This is a genomic window from Chloroflexus sp. (assembly GCF_049970315.1).
In the GTDB taxonomy this organism is placed as follows: Bacteria; Chloroflexota; Chloroflexia; order Chloroflexales; family Chloroflexaceae; genus Chloroflexus.
Map to the genome: position 1 here is coordinate 58,287 of NZ_JBMFNE010000006.1, position 16,942 is coordinate 75,228.

General features: G+C 54.6%; 11 protein-coding genes and 2 pseudogenes. 8 read left to right on the forward strand and 5 right to left on the reverse strand.

Going from position 1 to position 16,942, the window contains the following annotated elements:
* Positions 1-446 precede the first annotated feature (446 nt).
* Positions 447-2,669: a hypothetical protein gene (locus ACP5OT_RS06195; RefSeq protein WP_424675090.1), complete on the forward strand. Its 2,223-nt coding sequence runs from the start codon at positions 447-449 to the stop codon at positions 2,667-2,669.
* A 183-nt stretch (positions 2,670-2,852) separates the two neighbouring features.
* Positions 2,853-2,978, forward strand: a pseudogene (locus ACP5OT_RS06200) (winged helix-turn-helix domain-containing protein); the annotation flags it as partial.
* 13 nt (positions 2,979-2,991) lie between these two features.
* On the opposite strand, the gene ACP5OT_RS06205 reads toward ACP5OT_RS06200, so the two are convergent.
* The gene (locus tag ACP5OT_RS06205) at positions 2,992-3,840 is read right to left on the reverse strand and encodes an NAD(P)-dependent oxidoreductase (protein ID WP_424675089.1); all 849 of its coding nucleotides are present in this window, start codon (positions 3,838-3,840) and stop codon (positions 2,992-2,994) included.
* Complete coding sequence (locus tag ACP5OT_RS06210) at positions 3,837-5,192, reverse strand: NAD(P)H-dependent oxidoreductase (protein WP_424675088.1); 1,356 nt, start codon at positions 5,190-5,192, stop codon at positions 3,837-3,839. Before ACP5OT_RS06210 ends, ACP5OT_RS06205 begins: the two co-directional genes overlap by 4 nt.
* 75 nt (positions 5,193-5,267) lie before the next feature.
* On the opposite strand from ACP5OT_RS06210, the gene ACP5OT_RS06215 reads away from it, so the two are divergent.
* The 6 genes from ACP5OT_RS06215 to ACP5OT_RS06240 all read left to right on the forward strand — a co-directional run bounded on the left by ACP5OT_RS06215 (position 5,268) and on the right by ACP5OT_RS06240 (position 13,419).
* The gene (locus ACP5OT_RS06215) at positions 5,268-6,488 is read left to right on the forward strand and encodes a hypothetical protein (RefSeq protein WP_428112438.1); all 1,221 of its coding nucleotides are present in this window, start codon (positions 5,268-5,270) and stop codon (positions 6,486-6,488) included.
* A complete protein-coding gene (locus ACP5OT_RS06220) occupies positions 6,460-7,380 on the forward strand; it encodes a DUF58 domain-containing protein (RefSeq protein WP_424675086.1) in 921 nt (306 codons plus the stop codon). The genes ACP5OT_RS06215 and ACP5OT_RS06220 overlap by 29 nt, the downstream gene beginning before the upstream one ends.
* A gap of 47 nt (positions 7,381-7,427) precedes the next feature.
* Complete coding sequence (locus ACP5OT_RS06225; protein ID WP_424675085.1) at positions 7,428-9,269, forward strand: vWA domain-containing protein; 1,842 nt, start codon at positions 7,428-7,430, stop codon at positions 9,267-9,269.
* Positions 9,266-11,794 carry a VWA domain-containing protein gene (locus ACP5OT_RS06230; protein ID WP_424675084.1) on the forward strand — a complete coding sequence of 843 codons (2,529 nt, stop codon included), beginning with the start codon at positions 9,266-9,268 and terminating at the stop codon, positions 11,792-11,794. The genes ACP5OT_RS06225 and ACP5OT_RS06230 overlap by 4 nt, the downstream gene beginning before the upstream one ends.
* Before the next feature lie 7 nt (positions 11,795-11,801).
* A complete protein-coding gene (locus ACP5OT_RS06235) occupies positions 11,802-12,857 on the forward strand; it encodes a serine hydrolase domain-containing protein (RefSeq protein WP_428112435.1) in 1,056 nt (351 codons plus the stop codon).
* A 184-nt stretch (positions 12,858-13,041) separates the two neighbouring features.
* On the forward strand, positions 13,042-13,419 hold the full coding sequence (locus tag ACP5OT_RS06240; protein WP_424675082.1) for a thiol-disulfide oxidoreductase DCC family protein: 378 nt from the start codon (positions 13,042-13,044) through the stop codon (positions 13,417-13,419).
* Positions 13,420-13,560: 141 nt separating this feature from the next.
* Here the strand turns inward: ACP5OT_RS06240 and ACP5OT_RS06245 are convergent.
* The 3 genes and pseudogenes from ACP5OT_RS06245 to solA form a co-directional block, all read right to left on the reverse strand.
* Positions 13,561-14,067: pseudogene (locus ACP5OT_RS06245) on the reverse strand (transposase).
* 835 nt (positions 14,068-14,902) lie between these two features.
* Positions 14,903-15,229: a hypothetical protein gene (locus ACP5OT_RS06250; RefSeq protein ID WP_428131657.1), complete on the reverse strand. Its 327-nt coding sequence runs from the start codon at positions 15,227-15,229 to the stop codon at positions 14,903-14,905.
* 316 nt (positions 15,230-15,545) lie between these two features.
* A complete protein-coding gene (gene solA, locus ACP5OT_RS06255) occupies positions 15,546-16,694 on the reverse strand; it encodes an N-methyl-L-tryptophan oxidase (RefSeq protein WP_428131660.1) in 1,149 nt (382 codons plus the stop codon).
* Positions 16,695-16,942: the final 248 nt, after the last annotated feature.

Sequence of the window (16,942 nt, forward strand, 5' to 3'; positions counted from 1 at the left end):
CTTTGATGCTGTTAGCGCGAGAAGTAGCTCCGAGTGATCTTCAATGTTCTGCGTTGGACAGGTGTACTTTAGCGTATTCTGTCGCGCGAAGTTCTTATCCGATCAGGAAGCTACCGTCAGACCCAAAACTCGACCAAAGCCGATGGCATGGATGTGTATATAATGTACACAACCAGTACGTACTATTGTGCTTAGGGTAGGAACGAAAAGTATGATATAAAGATAACACAGTTGTGACAACTAGCCAATAGCAGAACAGATGGAGACGAAAGAGATGGTCTAGAGCAGAGGTAACATTTGGTTTATACCAGTAAAGGGCTGCTAAAGATCCCTATTACCCTTTTTTGATGCTCGCTGCTTGCTGGAGCCTCACCACTTCTGAAAAGTTTGTAACACGCTCTTGAGTAGTCGATAGACATATAAATTCTTGGGAGGTTGCTAAGTCTATGAAACTTCAAATATTTCGTCATCCTCTTGTTTTCAAGCTAATACCATGGATGGTTTTTGGAATTTTCTTTGGTTGGGGCTGGCGGGTTGAAAACCTTTTTACAAATCTCCCTGCGTATGGTGATGTACTAGAGGTTGTTTGGGGAATTCAGTGGTACTATCAGTCGCTATTCGTTTCACACGTCTCTCCTCTTTTTACACTACTAGTATTTCATCCGCTTGGGTGGCATACGGCAACACTAGCTTATACACCTACCTTGTTTTTAGTATCATTACCTTTCTATTTTATCGGTGGTCTTGGTTTTGCTTATAACATTGTTGCTATTGCTGCCCTTCTTGTTACTTTCAGCGGCATGATGCGCTTTTCAAAACTATTTGTATCTCAATACACAGCGATATTCGTAGCTTTGGCATTCACTTTTTGGCAGACAAGCTGGTCTTTTATTATGGGTCATTTGAATATAGCATGGATCTCAGCTTTGTTGCCATGGTTAGCTTGGAGTTTAGAGAGAGCCAAGGATGCATCGTCATCGCAACAACGTCGATGGCTCATAATTGCCGGTTTACTATGGGGTTTCATGATTCACTTTGCCCTGTATGGAATATTTATTGGTGGGCTCACCTTACTGATCTGGGGGCGTCAACTTCTTCGTCCTCATAGATTAGGACAAGTTCTGATTGTAGGGAGCATTGCACTTCTGACAGGTCTCCCTATTATTGGTCTATATGTTGTGGGTACCCGCGCAGATCGCACGTATGTTTATGGAGCGGAGAATAATGCTTATTGGGGAGCTAGTTTGAACAGTCTCTTAGTCCCTTCAGTTGGGCACGCGATAGAACCGATTCGGAATTTGGCCCGTGCGTTTTATCAGGGACCGTATAATGAATCGGGTGTCATGAATCTTGGACTGTTGACAATCGTTCTCGGATTAGTAGGATATGGTATATCACTCAAGTTCCAGTTACGAGGAAGAAGTCTTGTCATACTTACGTTCGCAGGTATCATCTTAAGTCTAGGTATATTCCTACGGTGGAATGGACAATTTGTTCAGATTCCAATATTTCGACCTATCAATTATTGGCTATGGGATATAGGGCACACTTTAAAACCTCATGTATTTGCCGAAACTATTCCAGAACCATTCGCAAATGGAGTGCCACTTCCAGGCTTTGTTTTAACCGCAATCGTTCCATTCTGGGAAGGAGCGAGAACCGCCTGTCGCTATGCAGTCTTTGGAATGTTGGGATTGTCCGTGTTGGCCGGTGTTGCATTAGATACTCTTCCCAAAGCAGTCCGTATTGGTCTAATTGCACTTTGGTTAGTCGAGATACTGCCTTCACCTACTCAAAGCTTACCTGTACCCCTTCAACCACATCCTGCCTACGCTTGGCTTTCACAACAGTCTTTGCAAGATGGCGAAGGGATTATTGATCTGATGTATCCTACCTTGCGGATAAGTGGTGAAATCCTATGGGCCACAACTTTGCATCAGAAGCCAACTGTTTCAGGTTCGGGATCATCCTGGCCATTGCATATTTTCGGGTTGTGGGATTATATGGCAAATTATCACACAGCTTTATCTGATCCTGAAACGGGAAGTATATTCAAATCATATGGAGCACGTTACATTCTGGTGCATATCATCAATGACCGATCACAAGAAATGTGGACGATGGTACAAAATAACCCGGTAATCAAACCAATTACGTGTTTTGATCCACTTCCTACCCCTAATCCATGGCCCTATCCTATCTGCGTAGCAGAGTTGCATGCTGATACACGCTCTATACCACTTATGACGAATAAAGGATGGTTTGGACGGGAGCCATGGGGGAGGTGGGCAGATGGACACAATTCTACAGCCGGATGGATAGCTGAGACGGCACAAGATTATTTCCTCCATTTAACTGCGGCACCATTCTGTGTGCCCGATCGTAAGCAGCATATTTCAATTCGTGTGAATGGTGAGAATTTCGGATCGTTTCGGTGGCGAGATTGTGAGGTACGTAAGGCAACTATACTGATTCCAGCCACAGTAGTTAACACGGGATGGAATGAAGTATCATTAGCTTATGCCTATGCCGCTCGACCGAGTAAAACGACCCATGGTCAAAACCCCGATCCTCGCCTATTGTCAGTTGCTTTCTTAAGACTAGCAGTGGAAGGACAATGCACTTGCCATCGTAATACCATCCCTCCAACGATCAATCCTGCCCGCTAGCAACAAACGCAGTACCGAATGATCGAGATCACTATACCCACGTGTAGCAAGGGTTGCATCGCAGGCAATAGTATTGTGTAGATGCGGCAAGTCGATCCCAACTGCGGCGACCACACTGATGCCATACGCAGATCCTTGAGCTGTATTGTAACTTTACTGCCCAAAATGTAGCGTTGTGCCGCTTATGTCAAAGGCGTGATCCGGCACTTACGGGTAAAGCTTGAACCCGATCCCTCACACCCGCGCTACATCATCACCGAACCGCACGTTGGCTACCGCTTCAACGACAATGCAACAGTCGGCGGATAAAACACTGCTCGGTTCACTTCACCCCTTCCACCAACAACATGTGCAACGCCGAATGATCGAGATCACCGTACCCAAGCGCTACCAACGTCTCGTAGCGCCGAATGGTATCGGCCAAGTGTGGCAACTCAACGCCGGCAGTAGCGGCCATTGCCGCCGCCATACGCAGATCCTTAAGCTGCGTCGTGACTTTACCGCCGGGAATGTATTGCCGTGCCGCCATTCGGGCGCCGTGGAGCTGCAACACTTTCGAATCGGCAAAACCACCGGCTAAAGCAGCCCGTAGGACGGCCAGATCAAGACCATACCGTTCGGCCAATACCATCGCTTCAGCAACCGCCTGAATGGTCAGCCCGACGATCAGTTGGTTGATGACTTTGGCTGTGTGACCGGTGCCGGGTGGCCCAACATGGGTCGGTCGTCCCAAGGCATTCAGGATAGGCCACGCACGGGAGACATCGGCTTCAGTCCCACCGACCATAATTGCCAACGTACCATGCGCTGCCCCTTCTGGCCCACCCGAAACCGGTGCATCAACCCAACCAATGCCACGTGCCGCGAACGCTGCTGCATGCGCCTGTGAGTGACGTGGATCGGAGCTGCCCATATCGATCACAAGGTGGCCGGCGTGTAGCCACGGATCGATCTGGGTCAGCACATCGTCAACCGCAGCCGCATCACTTACCATCAGGATGATCGTCTCGGCCTGTGCCGCCTCGCTGAGTGAAGATACCAGCGGAATCCCGGCGGTTAACGTCGGATCGAGGGGGGACCGATTCCACCCCACCACCAACCAACCGGCATTGAGCAGCGTGCGCGCCATCGGACGGCCCATTAAACCAAGGCCGAGTAACGCAATCGTCATAGGTTTGCCTCTGGTGTCATCGTCCGTTCCATCAAACGTCGTAAGCGAACGACCGGATGGTTCGTTTCGTAAGCCACATCCTCCCAGCGAACAATTGTTCCGGCAGCGATTGGGCGCAGGGTACGGAGCCCGTGCGCGAGGCCTATCGGTAACGCACCGGCAGCCACCGAATCCACCGCCGGCATTAGTTTGCCGTACACCGTGTAGCCGCCTTCACCATCGAGCATCTCACCTTCAGCCAGATCGCGTTTGGTAACCGCCACTACATCACCGAGAAACGCCTGTGGGTAACCGGTCGGCTCCTGTCGCAGCCCTACACGTAAGACCGAGATCGGCAATTCGAGACCGATCAGATGGTAGGGCCGATACAATGCACTATAGACGCCACTGGCATCGGTCACAAGACCGTATTCAGCAAAACACCGGCGTACATAGTCGTTGGGGGCGGCAAATACGACGTAAACACCCCAGCGTAGATCGCGAAACACCGGGCGCCCGTCACGTTCGAGTGACGAGACCACTTCGACGGTGCCGGCATGGGTGAGTTGCCCACCGGCCGTTTGTGGACGCAACACGTGCGGTAAATCATCAACACCACACGGTGGAAAGCTGAGACCGTGAGGCTGTGGACGCAAGTGACAGGCATTCGCCACTGCGGCCATCTCGATTGCCGATTTGGTGCCGTCGAGGAACGAGTTGAACATCTGCGGATTCATACCACCGGCTGCAGCCTGTTCGGCACTCAACCCGTAGTATTGCCAGACGGTATCCGGTGTGCTTTGATGGTAATGCGGCAAATAACGTGTCCCTTTTCCGGCGCAGATGACTTCAAAACCACAGGCGCGCGCCCACTCGACCTGTTCGGCAATCAGCGCCGGTTGATCACCGTAAGCCAACGAGTAGATAACTCCGGCTTTGGCAGCACGACGGGCAAGTAGCGGGCCAACCAGTGCATCGGCTTCAACATTGACCATCACAATGTGACGCCCGTGCTCGATAGCCAGCAGACAGTGCGACACACCCGCTGCCGGTACACCGGTTGCTTCAACGACCACATCAAGACCATCGGCAGCGATAAGCGCCGCTGCATCATCACCTACATAGGTTGTGCCACGATCACGTGCATCGCTGAGTGAGAGCGCCGCATATTGCGCCTCTGGCCATCCGGCACGGGCTAACGCCATCCGCGCCCGCTCCGGGGACAAGTCGGCTACACCCAACACGTGCAATCCGGCAACCCGACGCGCCTGTGCCAAAAACATCGTCCCAAATTTACCGGCGCCGATCAAACCAACCCGCAACGGGCGATTCTCGGCGGCCCGACGCGCCAACAGCGAGAGGAGATCATTCATACATTCCTCACCAACTGAGCTAGAATCATCTAAGTTTCATTATTGTACCCGATCAGATTGTGGTACACTGCCAGTATGAAGCGGCAACTTCTCCAACAACTGCGGGCACTCAGCAATCAACGATGGCGCCAATATGCCATCGAAACCCTTGTGCGCACAACCGGCGCCGGTTTGATCTTGGTCTGCTTCGGTCTCATCTTACCGGTGGTTGGTTTGCCAACGTTGCCACGTCCGTTCCTCGGCTGGCTCGTCGTTGGCAGTGTCCTCTTCGGCTGCGTCCGTACCCTTACCTTTCGTTTATCACCCTCTGATGCAGCCCGTCGCCTCGACCGTCGTTTTCGGCTGCACGAAATGCTGAGTACGGCGGTGGAATGGAGCGGTGAACAACAGGGGGTCGCGGGTTACTTGCAGAACCACGCCCAAGAGATGGTAACCCGTATTCAATATTATGTCGATCAAAAACGTCAACCCCTCTGGCCGGATACACTGATGCTCGGTGCCCTCTTGTTGGTAATCGCCGGCTTGCTGGTCTTAGTACCTCCGCCCATCGCATCGGTTGGCGTTGCCGAACCATTACCCGATCTCAACCGGCCCGATCCGGTGGCTCAACCACCACGGCCCGATCCTTCATCGCCAACGGGAAATGAAGCCAGATCGGTGAGCAGTGGCGATCCGCGTGCATTATCGGCGCTAGCCGATGCGTTACGCGATCAGAGTATGACTCGTCCAGCAGCAGAGGCGCTGGATCGGGGTGATATTGCCGGCGCCGCCGAGGCACTTCGCGAATTAGCCGATCAGGTAGGTAATGTATCGCCGGCAGCCCGTGATTCGTTAGGTGAGACGTTGCGAGAAGCGGCGCGTGTGGTCGATCAATCGCTCCCCGACCTTGCCGATCAGTTGCGTGCAACGGCCGATGCGCTGCAATTCGGTGATACGACGGCGGGCGCCGTCGGCCTTGAGGCTCTCGCCGATGCGCTTGAACAAATACCCACCCAAACCCAAATGGCTGCCGAAGGTTCAGGTGGCGGAGCAGGGAATAGTCCCGGTAGTCAGCGTCGTGAACAACCGTTTACACCGCTTGGCCTTGATGGTACGCCGTTAGAGTTGTCAACCAACGGCTCCGGTCAAATCTCGACAACTGGTGATACCAACCGTCCACCAACCGGTACACAGTCGGGTCGGTTGCCGATCCGGTCGAGTAGCACCACCGGTGGTGGTATCGTGCAAACTGCCGACGATCCGCTTCGGATACCTACGGATGTGCGCGATGTGGTTCGCGACTATTTTTCGCCGTAAAACAACACCGACCGAACCGCCGTTATTCACTGAGGCATTTTTGCGCCGGCTTGAGCAGTTGAGCGTACAAGCGCAACGCACCTTGCGCGGTACGCCGATTGTTGGTCACCATCCGAGCCGACGGCAGATGCCGGCGACGGTGTTTACCGATCACCGCCCGTATGTGGCCGGCGACGATCCCCGTTACCTCGATTGGCATGCGTATGCGCGCCAAGAACATTTGTTGGTGCGACTGGGTGAAGTTGAGCAAGATGTCACCGTCAGCGTGATCGTTGATACGTCGCGTAGTATGGCAACCGGTGATCCGCAACGGTTCCGCCTGGCATTGCAATTAGCCGGCGCAATAGGGTATGTGGCCCTTGCCCACGGCGATCAAGTTTCGGTGTTCGCCGGCGATCAGGAGCACCCGATATTTGGGCCGGTGCGTGGGAAGACGCTGTCGACAGTGATGTTTCGTAGCTTACAAGCCCTTTCGCCGGCACCGTCTATCGACGTTGCCCAGATCGCACGACAAACAGCGCGTCGGAATCCGCACGGTGGGTTGGTTCTCCTGATCTCCGATTTATTGACACCGATGCCGGTTGAGGTCTTGGCTCAGCACTTACCTACACCGCGCTGGCAGGTGCAAATCTTGCATCTGTTGAGTCGGGCCGAGCTGGACCCCAATCTCTCCGGGTCGCTCGAACTGGTTGATAGCGAGACCGGAACGCAATTGACCGTTGATCTTGATGATGAGACGTTGGCGGCTTACCGATCGGCTGCCAGTGCATGGCGGACGGCGCTGGCCCAACGCTGCGCACGTCGAGGGATCGACTATGCGCCGGTTATGTGCGATTGGCCGCTCGAACGCCAGATTATTCCGTTTCTCCGTATCCGTCGCTTTTTAGGCTGACGAACAACACGATAGCTATTCATATCGACCCTAGCTTCGGAGCGAGCATGTCGCTGCTAGCACCATTCGGATTACTCGCCCTCTTGACCCTCCCGGTGATTGTTGTGCTCCATATGGTGCGCTCACGCCGGCGGCGGGTCGTTGTCCCGTCACTGCTGTTATGGCAGCAGATCCCGTTACGTCCCTCGACGAGACGTCGGCGACTGCGACTAACGCTGCTATTGCTCCTCCATCTCATTGCCGCCTTGCTGATTGGGTTGGCGTTGGCCCAGCCGCAAATCGTGTTGCCGTGGTTTGGTCCGCATCGGTCAATTGCGATCATTATCGATACCTCGACCAGTATGGCACTCGCCGAAGGTGGAACGACGCGGCTAGAACGAGCACGGCAACGCGCAGCAACGGTGATTGAACAGATGGGATGGCAAGATCGGGTAGTCTTGATTAGCGCCGGCCCAAGTGCTCGCCTGATCGACCATGACAGCGCCGCCGAGCGGTCGCGTTTGCTGACAGCGCTCGCAGGAGTGCGTGTCGAGGGTACCGGTAGTGATGTTGGCGGTGCCCTTACCATTGCCGAGACGTTATTGCTCGATCAGCCCGGTGCGCGAGTGGTGTGGTTGACCGACGGCGCGTTACCACCACCCAACACGATGGACCTACGCCTTCCACTCCAGATTGAAGTACTCGGTACATCCCAACCCAACCGGGCAGTTGTCACGTTGGCGGCCCACCGAGGCTCTGCTGGAGTCTATCTCTATGCGCGGCTAGCTAATTACGGTACGCAATCATTTCGCGGGCCGGTTCGCCTCCTCGCAGATGATCAGCTTACACAAACCGAGACGGTAAGTATTCAACCTAACGCAGCTATCGAGCTGACATGGACATTACCCGGTCCGGCTCAACAGATCCAACTCGAGTTCGCCGGTAATGATGGATTACCGCTCGATGACACTGCTACGGTGAATGTGGATAGTCAACGTCCTGCCAGAGTCACGCTGGTAGCCCAAACAGCATCGGCACTAGTACGGGTGTTACAGGCGATGCCGGATGTAACCCTCACCGTCGTTGACCCGGCAACGTACACCCCCGATCCGACCACCGATGTGACGATATTTATCAACACTGTGCCGACACAATGGCCGGGTGGCGGCGTACTTGTGATTAACCCGCCTGGCAGTGTCTTACTCCCGAACACGGGAACACGCCTCGCCGAACCGGTCGTTACCCTGACCCCTGCCGGTGAGTCGCTGTTGCGTGATGTCAATCTGAGCGGCATTGCTTGGGGACAAATCGGGGTGCTGGAACTACCGGATTGGCTGACCCCGTTGGCCTTGAGCGGGGATACCCCGTTACTGGCGCGTGGACGTTTCGAGCGTAGCGAGATCGCGGTCTGGAATTTTGATCTGAACAATAGCCCGCTGGTCGGTCGGTTAGCGTTTCCTCTGCTCGTGGTGCGGACGGTACGCGATTTAATGCCGCCACCCCTCCCGCCATCACTAACCCTCGGCACACCACTGACCTACAAGGCCGATCTGCGCGCTACCCATTTGGACGTGCAAGCCCCAGATGGTAGCCGGCAGACGTATCCGTTGCAACCGGCAATCCCGATCATTATTGAACCGGAGCAAGTCGGTCTTTATCACCTATACGAATGGGCCGGCACACAACTACTCTCCGAGACGACCATCCCGGTCAACGCCGGCGCAATCGGTGAAGCCGATCCGACTCCACGCTTGACCAGTACAACGCTTGGCCCGGTAGCAACAACACCAACCGCGCAGCCGGTAACGGTACCACAACCGTTGTGGTCGTGGCTGCTTATCGCAACCATCATTGTACTCGTGGTTGAATGGTTCTACGTGCAGCGCCGACCATCGGTGGAGGCAAGATGATTTGGCAAGCTCCACACATGTTTTGGCTATTACTCGCGCTACCGGCATTGGTGCTCATCTGGCGCCGTGCCGGACGGCGGCTACCTTGGAGGGTGGTTGGCCTGCGATTAATGATCCTGACCCTGTTGATCGGTGCGCTCGCAAACCCGGTGAGGCAACAGGCTGATACACCGGTTACCGGGCCATTGTTGGTGATCTACGATCAATCGGATAGCCTGACCCCCGCCGGTCAAGCAGCGATCCGGGCCGAGGCTGAAGCAATTGCCACTGCAGCCGGCCCCCAAACACGTTTACTCGCATTTGGGGCGAACGTCGTGGCCGGAAATGAGCGAATGCCTGACGGCGCTGGGAGTGATCTTGCGCATGCGTTACGGACTGCCCGCCAGTTATTGCCGTCAGGTGGGCGAGTAATCTTGATCGGTGATGGGCACAATACAGGGGGTGATGTGCTGGCTGAAGCGCAACGGGCAGCCGCTGCTGGTATCCGCGTCGATGTACGGTTTATCGCACCCCCGGCTACTCCCGAAATCACCGTGACACGCCTCGATGTTCCGGCACTCGTGCGGAGTGGCGAACCGTTTGACATTACCGTCACTACAACCTACCAACCGATTGACGATCCGACACCAATCGCTGCCGATTTGCGGATTTGGGTTGACGAACAGCTGCTCGGCGAGGAATCGGTGGTCATTCCACCCGGTCAGTACCAATTTACTATCACCCATACCGCAGAGCAGCCAGGTCTACTCAGTCTGCGCACCGAGATCATTCCGACCGGCAACGACACCTTCGCAGCGAACAACGTTGCTGCAGCGACAGCCCTCGTGATGCCGCCACCCCGCATCTTACTGGTCGAAGGGTCTCGTGAAAACGGCGCCGTACTTGGTGCGGCGCTTACTCAGGCAGGGATGGAGGTTGAGCGGGTGTCGGTTAGTGCCGTACCGGTAGCGCTCAACCGTCTCGCAATGTACGACGGGATTGTGTTGGTTGACGTATCGGCGAATCAGCTCTCATTTGAACAGATGATGTCGTTGCGCGAAGTCGTGCGGAGCGAAGGCAAAGGGCTGACGGTCATCGGCGGCAATCAATCGTTTACCCTTGGCAGTTATGCCCGCACGCCGTTGGCCGAAGCGTTGCCTCTCCTGATGGAACCTCCACCACGCCCACAACGCACACCGATTTCGCTCTTGCTGATTATTGACCGTTCGGCCAGTATGAGTGCCTCGTTCGGAGTGAGTAAGTTTGATTTGGCGAAAGAGGCCGCCATTCTTGCCCTCACTGCGCTCCAAGCCGACGACCGCATCGGCATCCTCGCCTTCGACACCGATACGATCTGGACGATACCGTTCCAAACGGTTGGCGAGGGATCGGCCGTTGCCGAATTGCAGACTCGTATTGCCACGATGGCAATTGGCGGTGGCACGAACATCGAACGGGCGCTGGCAATTGGGCTACCGACGCTGGCCGCTGAGCCACACAGTGTACGCCACGCCGTCTTACTGAGCGATGGTCGCAGCTATAGCAACAACTACCCACGCTACCAGCAGTTGGTTGAGACGGCCCGTGCTGCTCAGATTACGCTTTCGACCATTGCCATCGGCACTGACGCCGATACCGATCTCCTCGATCAATTGGCACGTTGGGGGAATGGACGCTACTACTTTGTGCCCGACGCCGCCGATTTACCGCGCATCACGTTGCAAGAGAGTGAAATCGCCGGCTCCGAACTGACCGTCGAACAACCTTCCCCCGTGCGTCTCAACCAGCCGCATCCGCTGGTACGGAACTTCGATCCGAGCACCCTACCGCTCCTCGATGGCTATATCGCGTTACAATCTCGCCCGGAGGCCACCGTAGTCCTGAGTAGTCCGGCGGACGATCCATTGTTGGCCGTCTGGCAATACGGCTTAGGTCGCAGTGTCGCGTGGACGGCCAGTACTGCGGCGCCGTGGGCTACACGTTGGCCGGCTTGGTCTGAGTACGACCGATTTTGGAACCAAGTCGTACAGTACACCATTCCGACCCCTGACAGTGGGCCGCTCCAGGTTTGGGTCGAACCGCTTTCGCGTGGGATTCGGCTGATGGTCGATGCCCAGACTGTCGGTGGGGTACCGATTGATTTAGCGCAGGTGAGTGCACAGATCACGTTCCCTGACCAAAGCAGCCAGCGCATCAGTTTGTTACAAATTGGGCCGGGGCGCTACAGTCGTGATGTGGCACTTGGTGAAGTTGGTCCGTACCAGGTTGTGGTAACCTTATTTGCCGATGGGCAAACACTGCAACGTAGTATCGGCTATGTGCAGGTACCGCCGACCGAATACGCGATCCACGATCCGGCGCAGGGTGTGGAGCGCTTGCGTCAGATTGCTGCAATTACCGGTGGGAGCACCGAGGTCATAGTCATAGACGAAGCATCAGTAGCGATGCCGGCTTCTCCGCAAGAACTCTGGCCGTGGCTGGCTTCACTCGCTCTGGCCTTGTGGGTTGGAGAAATAGCCCTGCGACGTAACCAATTATACGAATGACACAACGATGATCCCTGCTATCAATACGATTATCACGACCGCCATCGCCAAACGCATCTTTCCCGGGGCAGTGGTACTGGTCACCCAACGTGGTCGTGTACTCCACGCTGCGGCTTATGGAACGACAATGTACGATGACCCCGGCACCCAAACGGTAACGCTCGACACCATCTATGATTTAGCCTCGCTTACCAAAATATTCACTGCGATAGCGGCATTACGCCTGCACGATGCCGGAATGTTGCCACTTGATCTACCGGCTCGTTTCTGGTTACCGGAACTGGCGAATGACGCGATCACCGTGCGCCATCTGCTTAGTCACCGGAGTGGACTAGCCGTACAATTGGCACCACTGGCCCGTGTCGGTGCGCATGCGATCAGACGTGCCGTCTATACAGCACCTGCCGTACATCAACCTGGCAGTGTCACCGAATACGCCAATCTCAACACCTTTCTCCTTGGTGAGGTCGTCGCAACCGTCTACGGTGGTCCACTCGAGGCGGTGATTGATGAGCTAGTTTGTGCGCCACTTGGGATGCAGTACACGCGCTTTTGCCCACCATTCGAATGGCGCGGACGGATTGCGCCAACCGAATGGGATTGGGAATGGCGTGGTGGGTTGGTACATGGCGTCGTCCACGACGAAAGTGCGTATACATTGGGAGGAATCGCCGGTCATGCCGGTATGTTTGGTGTTGCTACCGATGTTGTGAGGCTAATCGAACTGTGGTTATGTGAAGGTTCGTGGGAAGGGGTACAGCTCTTACGTCCCGAAACCGTTCTCGCTGCTCGCACACCACAACCTCCGATTGACAATCAGAAGATTAGTGGATTGGGTTGGATGCTACAACGACCGTACATGGGGCCGGCAGTAGCGACTGCATTCGGGCATAGTGGGTTTACCGGGCCGATAATACTTGGCATTCCTACCGCAGACATTGCAGTTGTTGTCCTCTGTAACCGCACGTATCCGCAGCGGACACCGCCACCCCCGCAGCATATTTCGGTGATTGCTGAGGTGGTGCATGCAGTCGTTACGACGCTCGGCTGCGCGATAGCATGAAACGTGGGTATAATACAACTAGAACTGAACGAAACTTCAAGTGAGAGCATTGAAGAGGTAGTAACGATGAGCCGTAAACGGTATCAGCAATGGTTCCGCGTACTGAGTGCAATTATCATCGGTATTCTCGTCTTGGCGCTGGTGGTAACGGCGATAGTACCGTATTAATTGGAAAGAGTGATCTATGCCCTACACGATGCTCTACGACGGTAACTGTCGTCTGTGTCGCAGCCAAGCCTCGCTGGTAGCGGCGTATGATGAGCACCACCAGATCGAGCTGATCGATGCCAGCAGTGCCGAAGCCCGTGCGCGGTTTCCCGAGATTACCCCTGATGAAGCTATGGGGCAACTACACGTCGTTGGCCCCGACGGTACGATCTACCGGGGTGCTGAAGCAGTACGGGAATTATTATTGCAATTACCGGCGTTGCGTGGGTTAGGTGAATTATTGCGTCTGCCCGGCGCACTCACATTGGCGCAGCCCGTCTACGAATTTGTTGCGCGCAATCGCTACTTGTTTGGCGGCAACCCGACGACTTGTGACGACGGCTCATGCCGGTAAGCATCTTTAAATGTTTGGGATAAGAGGTTCCTTGATGGAGCCGTGGAATGTGCCAAACTAACCGTGCGAAAAAAACCCCGATGAGTAAGTCCCATTGAAGCGTTTTGTGATGATGACTCCATAGTTCATCTCCCACACCTGCTAGGGATTATCCCGGTCCCGGCGCCATTTCATGGGGTTTCGTGCGATATATTCCCTAATGCGATGCAAAGCTTCCTCGGTGTGGATGATGCGTTCGTAATAATTGCGTTGCCACAATCGCCCCTGAAACGGCGGCCATCCGTGTTGTTTGATGCCCTGGATATATCGAACTGTGTGATGGATTTGAATGCCCCGATAATATCCCCCACGGTGGGGGCGGGTACGGGGGCAGGCACGGGGGCAGGCACGGGGGCAGGCACGAGGCCTGCCCCTACGGTGGTTTCGTCGGGGGCAATATTTTGGGTTATGACAATGATACCGTGGATGTGATTAGGCATGACGATGAATGCATCCAATTCCACATTGGGAAACCGTTCCGGTGTTCTTTCCCATAAAGCATGCTCGATCCTGGGTGCAGATGGTGATGAAATAAGCACCTGGCTGGCGATAATCATAGCCCTTGAGGCGGATTGACCGACGATGATGCTTTTCAGGATCAAAAGCCATAGCTGTTTTCCTTGGTGCCGTTGTTGCTGAACAGTTTATTTACGATTCCCAGAAGCTTGTGCTCTTTCTCCAACAGTCCCACTATGATCCCCATCGGTTGCGAGAGTACGTTGGCCTACCTGCGGTTCGAATTGCGGGCGGTTAGGTCGTAGCAGACATTGCCCTTTGCTCCTTTTGCCATTGTTTAGGTGTATAACAATACCCTTAGCAGTTTCGCCTTCAACCCTCTGCCAGGATATGGAATGCACACAGTCTGATGCTCTGGATAGAACAGATCTCTCGGTAGACCGTTCACCTGCCATTGAACTTGACATTCGGCGAACTCATCGTCGGTCAAATCGAGCAACCAACAACACGTGTCATCGCGATGATCAAACCTGGCGATTTCTCCCAATGGTGACACCGGTTTGTCGTCTAAAAGTAAGCAAAATAACTCCTCGGACATCGAGTTTTCAAAAAGCCAATTTACTAATTCGGTGACAAAGATCTCTTTACTTCTGAATGGTGTTGGCAGAAGTCCTTTCTTCTCAAGGGGGATGTTACAGTTCCAAGGAACGATGATCCCTGCATAAAAATGGGAGCACCACCGAGCGACGGTTGTTGCTGTGACGATCACAGATTTCTGGAAGGGGAATTCCCTTTGGTCTTGAAAGTAGTACAGCTCTGCCAAATAACGCATTTTATGCCTCCCGGCTTGGCAGGCTAACGACCTACCCACCATCTGCAGTAACAGCAGCGAAGCCGTTCTGGATGAACTATCGGTAGCCTAAGCTATTCGGGTCACCGAGTAGGAAAAGCTAATCCGGTGAGTCAATCCTCGGCTGAGATGAAGTCGTCAAGACTCATACGTGCAATTCACTTCGGCGGTCTGCAATAACCCCAGAACCGATGACCATAGGTCGTTGCCGGATCGACAGAGCGAGGAACAACCGCAACCGGCTGGGTTGTTGACTACACCCTCCATCTGATGGGTACCGACCGCAGCGAATGCCTCTATCTGATGCGTGCGCCGGGCACGGGGGATAAGCGTCACCCGGTTCGCAAGATCGTGCATACCCAAGTTGGCACGGTGTTGGGTAAGCAAGGCGACCACGCTCCCGCCCACCGTCCCGCGCGTCGCCCCACGCACACCGGTGTACCGTTCCCGCCGGAGCCACGGCACCCGACCACGCTCCCGCCCACCGTCCCGCGCGCCTGCGCACCGTCCGTGTTGCACCGGTGAACGGTGATCATTCCACCATGCGGCATGACCGTATGCTGCTGATAGATACCATCATTTTTCAGAAACGGGCGATCGTCGAACCCATTTGACCAACGCAAGAACATTTCGCAGATTGAGCATCGTGCCACCGACGTACCATCACTGTCCTGGTTGGTCTGCGGTGTGGCCTGATGGCGTATTGTCGTCAGCCCAAGCAACTCTCGTTCGGCTTGGTCTCATTGCCGGCCTTTGGTTGCCGAACCTAAATTCGTCTTCATTATGTCAATGCAGGTGACATTCGTAAGCGGTCGATCCGGAACGTCGTAATATCGTACTTGGTCGTACCTTGCATCGCAAGATCGGCAAGAATCTCACCGATCAACGGTGCAAACTTAAAACCATGACCAGAACACGGCACCGCCAACAAAATCTGGCGATACTCAGGATGATGGTCGATCAGAAAATCACCAGTCGGTGTGTGGGTCATCCGACAGGTTTCCGCGCGTAACAGACGTGCTGCAAAACCAGGCAACGTTGCTTCGAGCCGTCGAGCAATCCGTTCACTCTCAACCGGATCGGGAAGTGGCGGTAGCACATACGGATCACGAACAACAACGCCAGTACCGAATAGCTCTGCTTTCACACCCTCTCCCATATCGGGATAACACACCAACAACGATTCACCGTCACCGTGACCATGATCACGCACCACTGGTAGATACCCGATCTTACTCAGCACTCGATGGTGGGGCAAAAAGAATGCCGACTGTTCACGTGTGATCAACAACGGAAACGATAATCCTAATTGCCGCAGAAGAACCGGTGTATACGAGCCCGCAGTAATCACCACACGCTGTGCACGGTACGTTGCACCGGCAGCATCAACCCGTACCCCGGTGCCATCTGGCAACAACCGATCAACCCGAACCCCGGTTGCAACGACGGCACCATAACGACGGGCCTGCTCGATCAGCGTCGCAACACAGCGTGAAGCCGGCAAAATACCAGCATCAGGCTGATACAGCCCAATCGTCTGATCGGTCACTGCGAGCGCGGGAAAACGGGAGCGTAATTCATCCGCAGAGAGTTGCTCGAAAGGTACCCCGGCAGCCGCCAACTGAGCCGCACATGCCTTTAGGTAGGGCAGATCGGTCTGGGCTATGTCAAGTGCGCCGGTGTTGATCAACAAACGCTGACAAGCATCTGCTTCGAGCGCAGCCCAGGCTTGGCGAGCCGCTACTGCCAATTGAGTGTAGATGGCTTGCGGATAGGCATAACGAAACAAACGCGACAACCCATGCGAACTACCACGTGCATGCCCAAGAGCAAACTGTTCGAGGAGCAGCACCCGCCGACCGCGCCGGGCGAGTGCATACGCCGTAGCCGCACCCATCACCCCGCCGCCAACAATCAACACTTCGAGCATACGCATATTGCGCCTCGCTTTGCGGAGCTGCTGTGTTGTTTATTTGAATCATAGCGTGTAACGTTACAAGGCAATCACCAAATGTACCCTGTAGAGCCAGGGTACCTACAGATAGGCTGTCCGGCAACGGGTGAATGGGTTGATAAGATACATCGTATTCACCCACTCGAACGAGCCGGTGGAGATTGCTTACGTGAACAACCGGATTACGGCTATGGACATCGTCTACCCAATCGACCAACGTGCCT